This window comes from Actinoplanes sp. SE50/110 (genome assembly GCF_900119315.1).
Lineage (GTDB): Bacteria > Actinomycetota > Actinomycetes > Mycobacteriales > Micromonosporaceae > Actinoplanes.
Map to the genome: position 1 here is coordinate 5,813,621 of NZ_LT827010.1, position 16,719 is coordinate 5,830,339.

Here is a 16,719-nt window from a genome sequence, read left to right on the forward strand (position 1 = left end):
GGGAACTACGGAGCGAATTCATCCGCCCGTGTGGCATGCCGGCCGCGGCGAGTGGGCAGGATGCGAGGTCGTACCGCGTGGTAAACAGCACGGACGAGTGATCAGCAGGAAGACGGGACAACGGATGACCATCCTCGGCATCGACATCGGCGGCTCCGGCGTGAAAGGCGCCCCGGTCGACACCACGCGCGGCGAGCTGCTCGACGAGCGGTTCCGCGTGCCGACCCCGCAGCCGGCCGACGTGGACAGCGTGGTGGACGCGGTCGCCGAGGTGGCGGCCAAGTTCGACGGCTTCGACAGCATCGGAGTGACCTTCCCCGGCGTGGTCGTCGACGGCGTCACCCGCACCGCGGCCAACGTGCACAAGTCCTGGATCGACGCCCCGGCGGCGCGGCTGTTCGGCGAACGGCTGGGCAGGCCGGTCACCGTGCTCAACGACGCGGACGCGGCGGGCGTGGCCGAGGTGGCCTTCGGTGCCGGGCGTGACCGGTCCGGCTTGATCATGATGGTGACGCTGGGCACCGGGATCGGCACCGCGATGTTCCTCGACGGGGTGCTGCTGCCCAACACCGAGCTGGGCCACCTGGAGATCGACGGCAAGGACGCCGAGCTGCTCGCCTCCGACCGGGTCCGCGAGGCTGAGGACATGAGCTGGGAGAAGTACGCCCACCGGGTCAGCAAGTATCTGCGGCACGTCGAGATGCTGCTCTCCCCGCGGCTGTTCATCATCGGCGGCGGCGTCAGCAAGAAAGCCGACAAGTACTTCCCGCTGCTCGAGGTGCGCACCCCGGTGGTCGCCGCCACCCTGCTGAACAACGCCGGCATCATCGGCGCCGCGGTCTCCGCCGAGCAGGCCGCGGCCGGGCCCGGCGGGCAGCACCCGGGCTCGATCCCGGTGCACGCCGGCGCGCCGGGCGCCGAACCGCACACGGTCAACGCCGGCCGGCCGGCCTCCGACGCGGAGGATCGGCACTGATGGCCCGCACGATCGCGACGAACGACCGGGTCAGTCGGGAGGAGCTGGTCGCGTTCCTGCGGCCGCGGCACCACGCGATCCTGATGACGGTCCGCAGGGACGGCCGTCCGCAGTCCTCGCCGAACACGTGCGGCGTCGACGAGCAGGGCCGGATCGTCATCTCCAGCTATCCGGAGCGGGCCAAGGTGGCCAACCTGCGCCGGGACCCGCGGGTCTCCGTCTGCGTGCTCTCCGACGAGTGGAACGGGCCGTGGGTCCAGGTCGACGGGACCGCCGAGGTGATCGACCTGCCCGACGCGGTGGAGCCGCTGGTGGAGTATTTCCGCTGCATCTCCGGCGAGCACCCGAACTGGGACGAGTATCGCCAGGCCATGCGTGACCAGGGCAAATGCCTGATCCGTATCACCGTGGACGGGTGGGGCCCGATCGCCACCGGCGGCTTCCCCGCCCGCCTCGCCGACAACTGACGAAAGGCCGCACGGCCGGCACCCCCAGGAGGACAAGGCGGGGTGCCGGCCGTGCGGTTTCCACCCTCTTCGCCAGGGGGTCGGGCGCGCTGTCCGGCGGGCGTCGGGGGAACACCCCAGCACGCCGAGCGAAGAGGGTCGGTCCAGGGCTCTGCTTCAACAAGGCCCAGCACGGATCGCGCCGGTCGTTGTCGAGGGTGCCGAAATCGGCTAGGCGAAGCCGAGGTCGATTTCGGTGCCCTCGACAACGACGTCAGGCGGCGCGATCCCCGCCGAGCGGAGCGAGGCCAGCCGGCTCAGCGTCGAGCAGGTACAGCAGCGTGTCGCGGTGCATGGCGGCGATGGGCTCCAGCAGGTCGGGGTGGCGCAGCAGGGTGGCGGCCTCGCGGTCACGGGCGTCGGGCTGCAGGAGGCGACGGAACTCGCTGGGCAGGCCGCCCGTGCGGCGGGCGTGCGGGCGCGGCCGGGGCTCCGGGATCGGGATCGCGGCGATCACCGCGTCGACGCCGCGGCGGGCCAGGGCCGGGTCGGCGAGCAGGCAGGCCGCCCAGCTGACCACGACCTCGTCGACCCAGGTGCGCCAGCCCTCGCCCTCGGCGAACTCGTCGTCCGGCTCGCTGCCGGCCTTCCAGTCGAGGATCGCCGACCCGCCCGGCCCGGCGATCGCGACCAGCGCCGCGTCGATCTCGGTCGGGTAGCGCAGCCAGGCGGCGACCGTCACGGCCTGCCGGGCCTGCAGTTCGGAGAGCGTGTGCGCGACCGTGTTCGACTCCCCGCCGGGGTAAGCGCGGGCCAGCCAGTGGGTGCTGGCGGCGATCACCGGGGACAGTGCGGTGGACGGACCGGACACGGTCGTTCTCCTCCTCTAAGGCGCAGCCGGTGTTCGGCGGCGTCGAGGGTATTGCTCGGCTGTCCGGCCCCCGCTCTTGAGCAGGGTTCCTCGATGGCAACGCACGGCAACCGAGGCACACCCGAGCGCTCGCGCTGAGCGCGGCGGGGTGCGCCCGGCGTACCGGCAAGGATCCTGCGGGCCGGCGCCGATCCATCGCTGCGGGTGAGCCGCGACCGGCGCCTGTTGCGCGAAGGTGAACTTGTCGTGTTTTCCAGCGGCGCGCGGCCCCATATGGATGCGGAACCATGGGGGGACTCCGGTAGGTTTACGGCACCGGCGATCGGCCGTTTAACAACCTCCACTCCGGAGAAGTCATAGGACGGCCGCGGTGGTTTTTCCGGTCGCCGGGTCCTACTGAGCCCCTCTGACTACGGTGGAGATCATGACCGGTCGCTTCCCCATCGAAGACGTGACGCCGGCTGTGTCCGGTGGCCGCTACCCCGCGAAGGCGGTGGTCGGTGAACTGGTACCGGTTTCCGCGGTGTCCTATCGCGAAGGTCACCACGCGCTGGGTGTGAATGTGGTATGGCGCGGCCCGGACGGCCAGCCGCAGGCGTTCACCCGGATGACACCCGGCACGCCGGGCCTGGACCAGTGGCACGCCGCGATCCGCCCCGACCAGGTCGGGCGGTGGACGTTCACGATCGAGGCGTTCGACGACCCGTACCGGACGTGGCGCGACGCCGTGGTGAAGAAGATCGGCGCCGGGCAGGGGGCCGAGGACCTGGCCAACGACCTGGCCGAGGGCGCCGACATCCTGGATCTGGCCACCAAGATCGTGCCGGCCGAGCACGAGGAGCGGGTCCGGGCCGCGTCCGCCGCGCTGCGTGACGAGCAGCGGTCGCTGTTCTCCCGGGTCACCCCGGGGCTCGACCTGGAGGAGCTGCTCTGGCACAACCCGGTGCGGCACCTGGTGACCACGACCCGGTCGTTCGCCATCTGGGTGGATCGCCAGCGGGCGCTGTACTCGGCGTGGTACGAGTTCTTCCCGCGCTCGGAGGGAGCCGAGATCGGGCCGGACGCGACGCCCATCAGGCACGGCACCTTCCGGACGGCCGCGCTGCGGCTCCCGGCCATCGCCGAGATGGGCTTCAACGTCGTGTACCTGCCGCCGATCCACCCGATCGGCAGGATCAACCGCAAGGGGCGGAACAACACGCTGGTCGCCCGTCCGGTCGACGTCGGCTCGCCGTGGGCGATCGGGTCCGAGGAGGGTGGGCACGACGCGATCCACCCCGAGCTCGGCACGCTGGAGGACTTCATCGCCTTCCGGGAGAGGGCCGAGGAGCTGGGCATGGAGGTCGCGCTCGACCTGGCCCTGCAGGCGGCTCCGGACCACCCCTGGGTGTCCGAGCACCCGGAGTTCTTCACCACCAAGGCGGACGGCACCATCGCGTACGCCGAGAATCCCCCCAAGAAGTACCAGGACATCTACCCGATCAACTGGGACAACGACTACCGCACGCTGCGCGATGAGGTCTACCGCGTGGTGATGCACTGGGTGAACGCCGGCGTGCGGATCTTCCGGGTCGACAACCCGCACACCAAGGCGGTCAACTTCTGGCAGTGGCTGATCCCCAAGGTCAAGGAGTCGCACCCGGACGTGCTGTTCCTGGCCGAGGCGTTCACCCGGCCGGCGATGATGAACGGGCTCGGCAAGATCGGCTTCACCCAGTCGTACACGTACTTCACCTGGCGCACCACCGCGCAGGAGATGCGCGAGTACATGGAGCAGCTGCTCACCTCGATCGACTGGATGCGGCCCAACTTCTGGCCCAACACGCCGGACATCCTGCACGAGTCGCTGCAGCACGGCGGTCCGCCGATGTTCAAGATCCGCGCGGTGCTGGCGTCGATGCTCACGCCGTCCTGGGGCATGTACTCCGGGTACGAGCTGTTCGAGCACGTGCCCCGGCCCGGCTCGGAGGAGTACATCGACAACGAGAAGTTCGAGCTGAAGCCGCGCGACTACGCCGCGGCCGAGCGGGCCGGCCGGTCCCTCGCCCCCTACCTGACCAAGCTGAACCGGATCCGCGAGCAGAACCCCGCCCTGCACTGGCTCCGCAATCTGCGCTTCCACGAGATCGACAACGGCGCGCTGCTGTGCTTCTCCAAGCGCGACGCCGACACCGGCAACACCGTGCTGGTGATCGTCTCGTTCGACTCTGCCAACGTGCAGTGGGGCAACACCACTCTCGACATGCCGGCCCTCGGGAAGGACTGGCACGAGAAGTTCACTGTGGTCGATCAGATCAGCGGTGCGACGTACGAGTGGGGGCAGTACAACGCGGTCCGGATCGACCCCTATGTCGAGCCGGCGCACATTTTCGTGGTGCAGGCGGGGTAAGGGGACACCGATGGACTTGACGAGCGAGCATGATCCGGCAGAGGGAAGTCACACCGAGGACGGGATGGTCGAGCACCCGTCCGCGGACGACTTCGGCCATGCCCGGGCGCTCCCGGCCGACCGCACGTGGTTTCAACGCGCGGTCTTCTACGAGGTGCTGGTCCGGGCGTTCTACGACTCGGGCTCGGACGGCGGCGGCGACCTGCGCGGCCTGATCGAGCGCCTGGACTACCTGCAGTGGCTCGGCGTGGACTGCCTCTGGCTGCCCCCGTTCTACGACTCGCCGCTGCGCGACGGCGGGTACGACATCCGCGACTTCTACAAGGTGCTGCCCGAGTTCGGCACGGTCGACGACTTCGTGGCGCTGCTCGACGCGGCGCACAAGCGCGGCATCCGGGTGATCACCGACCTGGTCATGAACCACACGTCCGACTCGCACCCGTGGTTCCAGGCGTCCCGGCACGACCCGGACGGGCCGTACGGCGACTTCTACGTCTGGAACGACACCAGCGAGAAGTACAAGGACGCGCGGATCATCTTCGTCGACACCGAGGAGTCGAACTGGACGTTCGACCCGGTCCGGCGGCAGTTCTACTGGCACCGGTTCTTCTCCCACCAGCCGGACCTCAACTACGAGAACCCGGCCGTGCAGGAGGCCATGCTCGACGTGCTCCGGTTCTGGCTGGACCTGGGCATCGACGGGTTCCGGCTGGACGCCGTGCCGTACCTGTTCGAGGAGGAGGGGACCAACTGCGAGAACCTGTCGCAGACCCACGCCTTCCTCAAGCACTGCCGCAAGGTGATCGACGACGAGTTCCCCGGCCGGGTGCTGCTGGCCGAGGCGAACCAGTGGCCGGCCGACGTGGTGGAGTACTTCGGCGACGCGAAGTCCGGTGGCGACGAGTGCCACATGGCGTTCCACTTCCCGCTGATGCCGCGGATCTTCATGGCGGTGCGCCGCGAGTCGCGCTTCCCGATCTCGGAGATCCTGGCGCAGACCCCGGCCATCCCGGAGAACTGTCAGTGGGGCATCTTCCTGCGTAACCACGACGAGCTGACCCTCGAGATGGTCACCGACGAGGAACGCGACTACATGTACGCGGAGTACGCCAAGGACCCGCGGATGAAGGCGAACGTCGGCATCCGGCGGCGGCTGGCCCCGCTGCTGGAGAACGACCGGAACCAGATCGAGCTGTTCACCGCCCTACTGCTGTCGCTGCCCGGGTCGCCGGTGCTGTACTACGGCGACGAGATCGGGATGGGCGACAACATCTGGCTCGGCGACCGCGACGGCGTGCGCACCCCGATGCAGTGGACCCCGGACCGCAACGCCGGCTTCTCCACCGCCACCCCCGGCCGGCTCTACCTGCCGGTCAACCAGGACCCGGTGTACGGGTACCAGGCGGTCAACGTGGAAGCTCAGCGCGACAGCGCCACCTCGCTGTTGAACTGGACCCGGACCATGCTGGCGGTGCGCCGCCGGCACGAGGCGTTCGCCGTCGGCACGTTCCGGGAGCTGGGCGGCTCGAACCCCTCGGTGCTGGCGTTCCTGCGCGAGTTCGGCGACGACGTGGTGCTGTGCGTCAACAACCTGTCCCGGTTCCCGCAGCCGATCGAGCTGAACCTGCAGCACTGGAACGGGTACACCCCGGTGGAGCTGACCGGCCACGTGAACTTCCCGCGGATCGGGCAGCTGCCGTACCTCCTGACCCTTCCGGGCCACGGCTTCTACTGGTTCCAGTTGTGCGGGTCGGAGGAGAAGCAATGACGCTGCCCTATACCGAGTGGTTGCCGAAACAGCGCTGGTACGCGGGACGCAGCCGGGTGCTGGCCTCGCTCAAGGAGGCGTCCAGCACCCCGCTGGGCGAGGAACTGGAGCTGGTCCTGCTCGACGTGTCGTACACCGACGGCAGTTCCGAGCGGTACCAGGTGCTCATCGCCCGCGGCGCCGAGCTGCTGCCGGAGTACAGCGCGGTGGCCACCATCGGCACCGACGAGCAGGGCCGGGTGGCGTACGACGCGCTCTACTCCCCGGACGCCGCGCGCTACCTGCTGGGGCTGGTCGACCGCTCCGAACCGGTCGCCGACCTGACCTTCGAGAAGGAGCCCGGGGTCGAGCTGCCGCTGGACAAGTGGCCCCGGGTGTTCGACGCCGAGCAGAGCAACACCAGCGTGATCTTCGAGCAGGACGCGATCCTCAAGGTGTTCCGCCGGGTCACCTGCGGGATCAACCCGGACATCGAGCTGAACCGGGTGCTCGGCCGGGCGGAGAACCCGCACGTCGCGCGCCTGCTGGGGTCGTTCGAGACGACCGACGACGCGGGGCAGTGCTCGCTCGGGATGGTCACCGCGTACGCCGCCAATTCCGCCGAGGGCTGGGCGATGGCGACCGCGTCGGCCCGTGACCTGTTCGCCGACGCCGAGATGGCCGCCGACGAGGTGGGCGGCGACTTCCAGGGCGAGTCGTACCGGCTCGGCGAGGCGGTCGCCTCGGTCCACCTGACCCTGGCCGAGCAGCTCGGCTCCGGGCCGTCGCCGTTCCCGGTGGACGCGGTGCTGGCCCGGCTGCGGACCGCCGCCAACGCGGTCCCCGAGCTGCAGCAGTACGTGCCGGCGATCACCGCGAAGTTCGAGGCACTCACCGGGCATCAGGTGACCGTCCAGCGGGTACACGGCGACCTGCACCTGGGCCAGGTGCTGCGGACCCCGGAGGCGTGGCTGCTGATCGACTTCGAGGGCGAGCCCGGTCAGCCGCTGGACGAACGCCGGCTGCCCGACTCCCCGCTGCGGGACGTGGCCGGGGTGCTGCGCTCCTACGAGTACGCGGCCTACCAGCTGCTGGTCGACCAGGAGGACGACGAGCACCTGGCGGCCCGCGCCCGCGAGTGGGTGGACCGCAACCGGGCGGCGTTCTGCGACGGGTACGCGCACGCCGCCGGGCTCGACCCGCGGGCCGAGGGCGCACTGCTCGCGGCCTACGAGTTGGACAAGGCGGTCTACGAGGCCGCATACGAGGCACGGCACCGCCCCGGATGGCTGCGGATCCCCCTCCGCTCCATCGCCCGGCTGGCCGGCTGACCACGGATTTCGAAGAGGAAGCGAAGATGATCGGGCACACCACCTCTCGCCTGGCCGCCGACGAGCGCGCCATGAACGCCGTGATCGCCGGCGACACACACGACCCGCACGCCGTCCTCGGCGCGCACCCGGCCGGCGGGCACACCGTCGTGCGGACCCTGCGCAAGGGTGCGACGAACGTCGCGGTGCTGCACGACGACCAGCGGTACGAGACGACCCTGGTCCACCCGGACGGGATCTTCGCGGCCGAACTGCCGGGCACCGTCACCGACTACCGGCTCGACATCGACGGGACGCAGTGCGACGACCCGTACCGGCACCTGCCCACCCTGGGCGAACTCGACCTGCACCTGATCGGTGAGGGTCGGCACGAGAAGCTGTGGCGGGTGCTCGGCGCGCAGCCGCGCGGCGCCGGCGTCGCCTTCGCGGTGTGGGCGCCCGGCGCACGCGGTGTCCAGGTGATCGGCGACTTCGCCGGCTGGGGGCCGTTCGACGGGTGGCCGATGCGGTCGCTGGGCTCCAGCGGGGTGTGGGAGCTGTACGTGCCGAACGCGCACATCGGCACCAAGTACAAGTACAAGATCCTCGGACGGGACGGGGTGTGGCGCGAGCACGCCGACCCGCTCGCGCAGCACACCGAGGTGCCTCCGGCGACCGCCTCGGTGGTGTTCCAGTCGTCGTACGAGTGGCACGACGAGTCGTGGATGCGCTCCCGGGCGTCGAAGGCCTGGCATCAGGAGCCGATCAGCTGCTACGAGGTGCACCTGGGCTCGTGGCGGCCCGGGCTCACCTATCTCGAGCTCGCCGATCAGCTCGTCGACTACGTCGTCGAGACGGGCTTCACGCACGTCGAGCTGATGCCGGTGATGGAGCACCCGTTCGGCGGCTCCTGGGGCTACCAGGTGACCGGATATTTCGCGCCCACCTCCCGGTTCGGCAATCCCGACGAATTCCGGCATCTGGTCGACAAGCTGCACCAGGCCGGGATCGGCGTGATCCTGGACTGGGTACCGGCGCACTTCCCGAAGGACGAATGGGCGCTGGCCCGCTTCGACGGCACCCCGCTGTACGAGCACGGCGACTGGCGGCGCGGCGAACACCCCGACTGGGGTACGTACGTCTTCGACTTCGGCCGCAAGGAGGTCCGCAACTTCCTGGTCGCCAACGCTCTGTACTGGTGCGAGGAGTTCCACGCCGACGGCCTGCGGGTCGACGCGGTCGCCTCGATGCTCTACCTCGACTACTCGCGCAAGGACGGCGAGTGGACCCCCAACCAGTACGGTGGCCGGGAGAACCTGGACGCGATCAGCTTCCTGCAGGAGATGAACGCGACCGTCTACAAGCACCACCCCGGCGTGATGACGATCGCCGAGGAGTCCACCGCGTGGCCCGGGGTCACCCGCCCCACCCACCTCGGCGGCCTCGGCTTCGGCTTCAAGTGGAACATGGGCTGGATGAACGACACCCTCGCCTACATGACGAAGGAGCCGATCCACCGGCAGTGGCACCACCACCAGATGACCTTCGCCACCGTGTACGCCTGGAGCGAGAACTACATCCTGCCGATCAGCCATGACGAGGTGGTGCACGGCAAGGGCTCACTCACCGGCAAGATGCCCGGCGACCTGTGGCAGAAGCTCGCCAACACCCGGGCCCTGCTCGGCTTCATGTGGGCCTTCACCGGCAAGCAGTTGCTGTTCATGGGCGCCGAGATGGGTGACCTGCGGGAGTGGAGCGAGGAACGCGGCCTGGACTGGGGACTGCTCGACGACCCGCAGTTCGGCGGCGTCAAAGGCCTGATCACCGACCTGAACCGGGTCTACCGGGAGACTCCCGCGGTCTGGACCCAGGACACCTCGGCGTCCGGCTTCCGCTGGATCACCAGCGACGACTCGCAGCACAACACGTTCTCGTTCCTCCGCTTCGCCCCGAACGGCGACCCGATGGCGTGCATCGTCAACTTCGCCGCCGTCCCGCACGAGAACTACCGCATCGGACTGCCCCGGGCCGGGCGCTGGACCGAGGCGATCAACACCGACAGCGAGCTGTACGGCGGCTCGGGCGTCGGCAACATGGGCGCGGTCGAGGCCGAGGACATCCCGTGGCACGGTTTCGACCACTCGGCCGCCCTGCGGGTGCCGCCACTGGGCGCCCTCTGGCTCAAGCTCGACCACTGACCTCGGTGAGGGGCGGGCCCGGCCCGTCCCTCACCAGGAGCACGTGGATCTACTCCCGGCGCCGGAAGCCGCGCTCCGCCAGGACGTCCTCCAGGGAGTCGTCCGGATAGGCCCCCGCGGCGACGCCGGCCAGAGCCTCCCGGTCCGGCCACTCGTCGTCGTCCCACGCCCGGAAGGTGCGCCCGGCCAGCCGCTGGATCGCCGGGAGCGTCGCCAGCGCGTCCGGGGCGGCGGCGACCCGCTCGAACGCCGCCCGGCCCTGCCCGATCAGCCAGCACTGGAAATACCGGAAACTGTCGCCGGAACAGTGCCCGTCGTAGACGACGTAGGCGGCGGCCCAGGTGGCGGCGTTGTCGATCCGGTCACGGCACTCCTGCAGCAGGATCTCGAAATCCTCGATGTGCACCCGGGCCAGCTTGCGCAGCGTGCCGGTGAGCCAGGCGTCGCGGTCGGGCTCGGGGGCGCTGCGCTCGATCAGGCGCCAGAAGCCGTCGATGTCCATGGCGGCGATCCGATCACAGGGGTACGACACTCTCCCGGGCCAGCCACTCCGGGGCGAGGATCCCGTACAGCAGGTCGTCGGTCCATTCGCCCTTGATGAAGGTCTGCTGCCGCAGCAGGCCCTCGCGGGTGAAGCCGAGACGTTCCATCAGGGCGGCCGAGGCGACGTTGCGGGCGTCGCACTCCCCCATCACCCGGTGCAGGCCCTGCAGGCGGAACAGCCGGTCCAGGACGGCGCTGACCGCCTCGGTGGCATACCCCATCTTCTGGTACGCGGTGGCCAGCGTGAAGCCGATCTCCGCCTGCCGCAGGTTGTCGTGCAGGCGGACCGCGACGTCGCCGATCAGCACCCGCTCCGAGGTGTGCTCGATCGCGTACTGGAACCAGCCGGGCTGGTCGGGGGAGCTGGCCGCGAAGTTGCGGACCGCCACATCGGCCTTGTTCAGCGGGAACGGGGCGTCCCACGACTGATACCGCGCCACGTCCGGGTCCGACCGGTACTCCGCGAACGCCGCCGCGTCCGCCGCCCGGAACCTCCGCAGGATCAACCGCTCCGTCGCCAACAGCATCCGCAGAAGGATACCGTCGGCGCCGTCGGTTCCGCGAAGCCGGCAGGGGTTGCGGAGGGTGCGGATGCGTGCCGGACCGGACGGGCGACGGGCCGGGCAGCGCGCCGCCGCCCGGGGCCGTGGGGAGCTTCGAGCGGTCCCGCGCCCCGCACCCGAAGGCGCGGAGCGGGAGCCGCGCGAGGCGCGCCGCGGCGTCTCAGACCTCGATGACGTCGGCGACGATGACCGTGACGTTGTCCGGGGCGCCGTTCTCCAGGGTGCGGTTGACCAGCTCGGCGGCGCAGGTGCGGCGGTCCGCGTTGTCCCGCAGGGTCTGGGCGATCACCGCGTCCTCGACGTAGTCGGAGAGGCCGTCGCTGCACAGCAGGTAGCGGTCGCCGACCCGGGCCGGGATCATCCGGCCGGCCGGGCGGAACGGGCCGCCCTGCACGGCCTGGGTGACCAGGGCGCGCTGCGGGTGGCGGCGGGCGTCGTCCGGGGTGAGCACGCCCTGGTCGACGAGCGCCTGCACGTACGTGTCGTCGCGGGTGAGCTGCTGGAAGTCGCCGTCGCGCAGCAGGTAGCAGCGGGAGTCGCCGACGTTGAGAGCGGCCAGCCGGTCGCCGGAGAGCAGCAGCGCGGTCACCGTGGTGCCCATGCCGTCGCGGGCGTCGTCCTCGGCGACCGACTTCTCGATCTGCTTGTTGGCGACCTGCAGCGCCTCGATCAGGTCCTGCAGCGGCTCCCCGGTGTCGGGTTTCTGATCGACCCCGCCGAGCACCTGCACCAGGATGTCGCTCGCCAGCTCACCGGCGGGCAAACCGCCCATGCCGTCCGCGACCACGAAGAGGCGATTTCCGACGAAAACCGAGTCTTCGTTGTTGGACCGGACCAGGCCCTGATCAGTGGCGGCGACCGCCCGGACAGCAAGCGTCATGGTGCAAGAGTGCCAAAGCCCGGGAAGGGTTGTCTCTAGTAAACGTGCACCTCCGCTCGGAAGACCCCGATCGCCCGGGCGTTTCCGCAGGTCGTGGCGGTGCACCCGGCCGGGCGGTTCACCCGGGAGCCAGACATCGCGCGGGCGCGTCGGAAAAGCCCTACGGGTGATCATCTACCGCCGGGTGTGCGGGGCGGCGCGACAAGCCGCGGCGGCCTCGGTAACAATCGTCGACGTGACGACAGCGATCCATCAGCGCATTGCCTCCGAGCTCGGGGTCCGCGAAGGGCAGGTCACCGCCGCGGTCGAGCTGCTCGACGGCGGCGCCACCGTCCCGTTCATCGCCCGGTACCGCAAGGAGGTGACCGGCACCCTCGACGACGCGCAGCTGCGCACCCTGGAGGAGCGCCTGGGCTACCTGCGGGAGCTGGAGGACCGGCGGGCCGCGGTGCTGGAGTCGATCCGCTCGCAGGGCAAGCTGGACGACGCGCTGGAGCGGCAGATCCTGGAGGCCGACACGAAGGCCCGGCTGGAGGACATCTACCTCCCGTTCAAGCCGAAGCGCCGGACGAAGGCCCAGATCGCCCGTGAGGCCGGCCTGGAGCCCCTGGCGGTCGGTTTGCTGGGTGACCCCACCGTCGACCCGAAAGCGGCCGCTGAGGCCTTCGTGGACGCCGAGAAGGGGGTCGCCGACGGGCAGGCCGCCCTGGACGGCGCCCGGGCCATCCTGATCGAGCGGTTCGCCGAGGACGCCGACCTGATCGGCGAGCTTCGCGAGCAGATGTGGACCCGGGGCCGGCTGGTCGCCAAGGTCCGCGACGGCAAGCAGACCGACGGGGCGAAGTTCGCCGACTACTTCGACTTCGCCGAGCCGTACGCCAAGCTGCCCTCGCACCGCATCCTGGCCATGCTGCGCGGCGAGAAGGAGGAGGTCCTCGACCTCACCATGGAGCCGCACCCGGAGGAGGACGAGGGCTACTTCGAGGGCCGGATCGCCGGGCGCAACGGGATCAGCAACCAGGGTCGCGCCGGCGACAAGTGGCTGATCGACACGGTGCGCTGGGCGTGGCGCACCCGGATCCTCATCCACCTCGGCGCCGACCTGCGGGTCCGGCTGCGCGAGGCGGCCGAGGACGAGGCCGTCCGGGTCTTCGCGGCGAACCTGCGCGACCTGCTGCTGGCCGCTCCGGCCGGCACCCGCGCCACGATGGGCCTGGACCCGGGCTTCCGCACCGGGGTGAAGGTGGCCGTGGTCGACGCGACCGGAAAGTGCGTCGACACCGCCGTGATCTATCCGCACGTCCCGCAGAACAGGTGGGACGAGTCGATCCACAAGCTGGCCGCGCTGGCCAGCAAGCACAACGTCGAGCTGATCGCGATCGGCAACGGCACCGCCTCCCGGGAGACCGACAAGCTCGCCACCGAGCTGATCAGGAGACACCCGGACGCGAAGCTGACCAAGGTCGTCGTCTCCGAGGCGGGCGCGTCGGTCTACTCGGCGTCGGCGTACGCGTCGCAGGAACTGCCCGGCCTCGACGTGTCGCTGCGCGGGGCGGTGTCGATCGCCCGCCGCCTGCAGGACCCGCTCGCCGAGCTTGTCAAGATCGACCCGAAGTCGATCGGCGTCGGGCAGTACCAGCACGACATCTCCGAGGTCAAGCTGGCCCGCTCGCTGGACGCGGTGGTCGAGGACTGTGTGAACGGTGTCGGCGTCGACGTGAACACCGCGTCCGCGCCGCTGCTCACCCGGGTCTCCGGGATCACCGCCGGCCTGGCCGAGAACATCGTGCTGCACCGCGACCAGAACGGCCCGTTCAAGAACCGCAACGAGATCAAGAAGGTGGCGCGGCTCGGCCCGAAGGCGTTCGAGCAGTGCGCCGGCTTCCTGCGGATCCGGGACGGCGAGGACCCGCTGGACTTCTCCAGCGTGCACCCCGAGTCGTACCCGCTGGTCCGCACGATCGCCGCGGACGCCGGCTCCGACGTCAAGACGCTGATCGGCAACAGCCCGCTGCTCAAGGGCATCCGGCCGGACAAGTTCGTCACCGACACGGTCGGCCTGCCGACGATCACCGACATCCTCAAGGAGCTGGAGAAACCGGGTCGGGACCCGCGCCCGGCCTTCACCACGGCGACCTTCGCCGAGGGGGTCGAGAAGATCGCCGACCTGAAGCCCGGCATGATCCTGGAGGGCCAGGTCACCAACGTGGCGGCGTTCGGCGCGTTCGTCGACATCGGCGTCCACCAGGACGGGCTGGTGCACGTCTCGGCGCTGTCCGAGAAGTTCGTGCAGGACCCGCGCGAGGTGGTCAAGTCCGGTGACGTGGTCAAGGTCCGCGTCCTCGAGGTCGACCCGGTGCGCAAGCGGATCTCACTGACCATGCGGCTCTCCGACGAGCCCCACCGGAACCGTCCGCCGCGCGAGGACCGCGGTGGTCAGGGCGGCGGCGGACAGCGCGAACAGCGCGGGCCGGGCGGCGGTCCAGGTGGGCAGCGCGGGCAGGGTGGTGGCCAGCGCGGGCAGGGCGGTGGCCAGGGCGGTCAGCGCGGCCAGGGTGGTCAGCGGGGCGGGCAGCCGCGGCAGGGCGGTGGCCAGGGCGGTCAGCGCGGCGGCGGGGGCGGCACCGGCTTCGGCAACAGCGCGATGGCCGACGCCCTCCGCCGGGCGGGGCTCGCGAAGGACTGACCGGCGGTTTCCCGGTCACGGTCAGGGCTTGTTGCGGCGTACGCCGTGAGCTCTGACCGTGGTCGCCGCGAAGCGGGGTGCGCGGCGCCGGCCCCGTGGTCGCCGCGAAGCGGGGTGCGCGGCGCCGGCCCGGCGCCGCGCGTGGCCCCGCGAGGGTGGTCAGCCCCAGATCTTGACGTCGCTGAACGCGACCTCGTAGGGGCCGGCCTTGGGCGCCGCCGGGTCGTTGAAGACGCCGAGCACCACGCGGCCGTGGGTGAGCGTGGCGTTCTTCAGCGGGAGTGTGCCGATCACCGTGTCGTCCTGGCTGATCTCGACCGCGTTGCCCTGGATCCGCAGGCCGATCCGGACCGGCGTGGCGTACAGGGCGATCGGCCGGGTCAGCGGCAGCGTCCGGGGGGCCGTGATCACATCGTCGCGGTGCTCGCTGAGATAGACGTCCCTCTCGCAGACGCGCAGCTGGTAGCCGCCGAGCTTGTCGTCGAAGCGGAACCAGACGGCGGCGCAGCTGTACCGGGTGTCGAGCCGGACGCCGACCTCCACCGTGGCGTCGGTGAGCACGTCCTTCGGCCCACGGCACCGGTAGGTCCCCGTGGTCTCGCGCCGCGCGACCAGGGCCGCCTTGGCGAACGCGCAGCTGGCCTGCTCGTCGTCCTGCACGGTGGGGTGCCACAGGCCCTCGGTGGCCAGCGCGTCCGCGTAGCGAGGCGCGGCGCCGGTCGACCCGGACTCGGGGACCGGCGACGGGCCGGCCGCCGCGTCGGAGCGGCCGGCGAAGTGGTCGCGCAGCAGCACCCCGGTGAACGCCAGGCCACCGGCGATCACCAGCACGGTCAGCAGCCCGAGCAGGACCGGCAGCACCCGGCGGCGCGGGCGGGCGGCCGGCGCGCCGGTCCCCGTGGTGTCCCGGGTCTGCTCGATCGGCACCGTGACGATCGAGTTCTCGCTGTAGCCGACCAGGCCGGGCGGGATGTCCAGGGCCGGACCGGGCAGCGGCGTGACGGTCGCCGACGGCAACGCGTACCCGGTGACGGCCTGCGCCTCGACCGCGGCGGCGCGCAGGTCGGGCTGGTCGGCCAGGGCGGCCGCGGTGGCCGCCGGGCGGTCACCGGAGATCAGCAGGTCGAGCAGCTCGCGGGCGCTGGGCCGGTTGGCCGGATCCTTCTCCAGCGAGTGGGCCACCAGGTCGCGCAGCGGGCCGGTGAGACCGTGCAGCCGGGGCGGCTGGGTGAGGATGCGGGCGGCGGTCGCGGTCGGCGAGTCGGCGGAGAACGGGGTCTTGCCGGTACCGGCGTAGGTGACCACGCTGCCCCAGGCGAACACGTCGGCGGCCGGGGTGAGCATCGGGGTGTCGGAGTCGGTGTTGAACCGCTCGGGCGCCATGTACGCCACGGTGCCGACCATCTGGTCGGGGCGGGTGTTGCCGCTGGTGGCCGACATGGCCCGGGCGATCCCGAAGTCGATCACCTTGGGGGTGCCCGGGGCGAGCAGCACGTTGCGCGGCTTCAGGTCGCGGTGGATCACGCCGGCGCCGTGGATCGCGGTCAGCGCGGTGGCCACCCCGATCGCGACGCTGTGCAGGTTGGCCGAGGTCAGCGGGCCGCGGCGCTCGACCACGTCGGCCAGGGTGGGCCCGTCGACGAACTCGACGACCAGGTAGGGCTGCTCGTGGTCGGGGTCGGCGTCGAGCACCTCGGCGGTGCAGAACGGCGGCACCTGCCGGGCCCGCTCCACCTCGCTGCGGAACCGGCGGCGGAACTCGTCGTCGTGCGCCAGGTCGAGGCGGACCACCTTGACCGCGACCAGGATCTCACTGCCCGCCCTGCGGCCCAGGTAGACGGTGCCCATGCCGCCCTCGCCGAGACGGCCGAGCAACTCGTAGTCGCCAAGCGTGCGCGGATCGTGCGGACGCAACGGTTGCGTCCGTTCGCCCGGCACCGTGTCGTCGACCATCGTTCTCGCGCCCCCCAGGTTCCCGCCCGCAGCACTGTATCGGCATGGGGCGACACCACGCAGGCCCGGTGCCCGGTTCCGCGAGGGTCGACCCTGAGGCCGGGGATCAGGGTCGGATCCGGGCGGTGCCGGATGGAAAGTGTCGTACCCGGGTAGC

12 protein-coding genes are annotated in these 16,719 nt (G+C 70.8%); 7 read left to right on the forward strand and 5 right to left on the reverse strand.

Translation table 11 applies throughout. The features are described from left to right. Positions 1-124 precede the first annotated feature (124 nt). Positions 125-976: a polyphosphate--glucose phosphotransferase gene (gene ppgK / locus ACSP50_RS26050; protein WP_014692284.1), complete on the forward strand. Its 852-nt coding sequence runs from the start codon at positions 125-127 to the stop codon at positions 974-976. After that, a complete protein-coding gene (locus ACSP50_RS26055) occupies positions 976-1,443 on the forward strand; it encodes a PPOX class F420-dependent oxidoreductase (protein WP_014692285.1) in 468 nt (155 codons plus the stop codon). The genes ppgK and ACSP50_RS26055 overlap by 1 nt, the downstream gene beginning before the upstream one ends. 253 nt (positions 1,444-1,696) lie before the next feature. Here the strand turns inward: ACSP50_RS26055 and ACSP50_RS26060 are convergent, their stop codons facing one another. Continuing rightward, complete coding sequence (locus tag ACSP50_RS26060) at positions 1,697-2,293, reverse strand: hypothetical protein (RefSeq protein WP_014692286.1); 597 nt, start codon at positions 2,291-2,293, stop codon at positions 1,697-1,699. A 424-nt stretch (positions 2,294-2,717) separates the two neighbouring features. Here ACSP50_RS26060 and ACSP50_RS26065 point away from each other — a divergent pair, with 424 nt between their 5' ends. The 4 genes from ACSP50_RS26065 (at position 2,718) to glgB (ending at position 9,937) form a co-directional block, all read left to right on the forward strand. After that, positions 2,718-4,682 (forward strand): alpha-1,4-glucan--maltose-1-phosphate maltosyltransferase, encoded by a 1,965-nt coding sequence (locus tag ACSP50_RS26065; RefSeq protein ID WP_014692287.1) that lies wholly within the window; start codon positions 2,718-2,720, stop codon positions 4,680-4,682. Between the two features lie 10 nt (positions 4,683-4,692). Next, positions 4,693-6,450: a maltose alpha-D-glucosyltransferase gene (gene treS / locus ACSP50_RS26070; protein ID WP_043512203.1), complete on the forward strand. Its 1,758-nt coding sequence runs from the start codon at positions 4,693-4,695 to the stop codon at positions 6,448-6,450. After that, on the forward strand, positions 6,447-7,760 hold the full coding sequence (locus tag ACSP50_RS26075; protein ID WP_014692289.1) for a maltokinase: 1,314 nt from the start codon (positions 6,447-6,449) through the stop codon (positions 7,758-7,760). The genes treS and ACSP50_RS26075 overlap by 4 nt, the downstream gene beginning before the upstream one ends. Positions 7,761-7,831: 71 nt before the next feature. After that, positions 7,832-9,937, forward strand: a complete 2,106-nt coding sequence (gene glgB / locus ACSP50_RS26080) for a 1,4-alpha-glucan branching protein GlgB (RefSeq protein WP_043515435.1) — start codon at positions 7,832-7,834, stop codon at positions 9,935-9,937. 49 nt (positions 9,938-9,986) lie between these two features. Here the strand turns inward: glgB and ACSP50_RS26085 are convergent, their stop codons facing one another. The 3 genes from ACSP50_RS26085 to ACSP50_RS26095 all read right to left on the reverse strand — a co-directional run bounded on the left by ACSP50_RS26085 (position 9,987) and on the right by ACSP50_RS26095 (position 11,923). Continuing rightward, a complete protein-coding gene (locus tag ACSP50_RS26085; RefSeq protein WP_014692291.1) occupies positions 9,987-10,439 on the reverse strand; it encodes a DUF4240 domain-containing protein in 453 nt (150 codons plus the stop codon). A gap of 13 nt (positions 10,440-10,452) precedes the next feature. Continuing rightward, positions 10,453-11,007, reverse strand: a complete 555-nt coding sequence (locus tag ACSP50_RS26090) for a GNAT family N-acetyltransferase (RefSeq protein ID WP_014692292.1) — start codon at positions 11,005-11,007, stop codon at positions 10,453-10,455. Positions 11,008-11,203: 196 nt separating this feature from the next. Next, positions 11,204-11,923 carry a PP2C family serine/threonine-protein phosphatase gene (locus ACSP50_RS26095; RefSeq protein WP_014692293.1) on the reverse strand — a complete coding sequence of 240 codons (720 nt, stop codon included), beginning with the start codon at positions 11,921-11,923 and terminating at the stop codon, positions 11,204-11,206. 235 nt (positions 11,924-12,158) lie between these two features. On the opposite strand from ACSP50_RS26095, the gene ACSP50_RS26100 reads away from it, so the two are divergent. Further along, positions 12,159-14,609, forward strand: a complete 2,451-nt coding sequence (locus ACSP50_RS26100; protein ID WP_043512206.1) for a Tex family protein — start codon at positions 12,159-12,161, stop codon at positions 14,607-14,609. 159 nt (positions 14,610-14,768) lie between these two features. On the opposite strand, the gene ACSP50_RS26105 is transcribed toward ACSP50_RS26100, so the two are convergent. Continuing rightward, on the reverse strand, positions 14,769-16,562 hold the full coding sequence (locus tag ACSP50_RS26105; RefSeq protein ID WP_014692295.1) for a serine/threonine-protein kinase: 1,794 nt from the start codon (positions 16,560-16,562) through the stop codon (positions 14,769-14,771). Positions 16,563-16,719 lie beyond the last annotated feature (157 nt).

Excerpts from the sequence above, each read along its gene's own strand:
- ppgK (WP_014692284.1), top strand. The coding sequence starts at position 125 with ATGACCATCCTCGGCATCGACATCGGCGGCTCCGGCGTGAAAGGCGCC.
- ACSP50_RS26075 (WP_014692289.1), top strand. The coding sequence starts at position 6,447 with ATGACGCTGCCCTATACCGAGTGGTTGCCGAAACAGCGCTGGTACGCG.
- ACSP50_RS26055 (WP_014692285.1), top strand. The coding sequence starts at position 976 with ATGGCCCGCACGATCGCGACGAACGACCGGGTCAGTCGGGAGGAGCTG.
- ACSP50_RS26095 (WP_014692293.1), bottom strand. The coding sequence starts at position 11,923 with ATGACGCTTGCTGTCCGGGCGGTCGCCGCCACTGATCAGGGCCTGGTC.
- ACSP50_RS26065 (WP_014692287.1), top strand. The coding sequence starts at position 2,718 with ATGACCGGTCGCTTCCCCATCGAAGACGTGACGCCGGCTGTGTCCGGT.
- treS (WP_043512203.1), top strand. The coding sequence starts at position 4,693 with ATGGACTTGACGAGCGAGCATGATCCGGCAGAGGGAAGTCACACCGAG.
- glgB (WP_043515435.1), top strand. The coding sequence starts at position 7,832 with ATGAACGCCGTGATCGCCGGCGACACACACGACCCGCACGCCGTCCTC.
- ACSP50_RS26105 (WP_014692295.1), bottom strand. The coding sequence starts at position 16,562 with ATGGTCGACGACACGGTGCCGGGCGAACGGACGCAACCGTTGCGTCCG.
- ACSP50_RS26090 (WP_014692292.1), bottom strand. The coding sequence starts at position 11,007 with ATGCTGTTGGCGACGGAGCGGTTGATCCTGCGGAGGTTCCGGGCGGCG.
- ACSP50_RS26085 (WP_014692291.1), bottom strand. The coding sequence starts at position 10,439 with ATGGACATCGACGGCTTCTGGCGCCTGATCGAGCGCAGCGCCCCCGAG.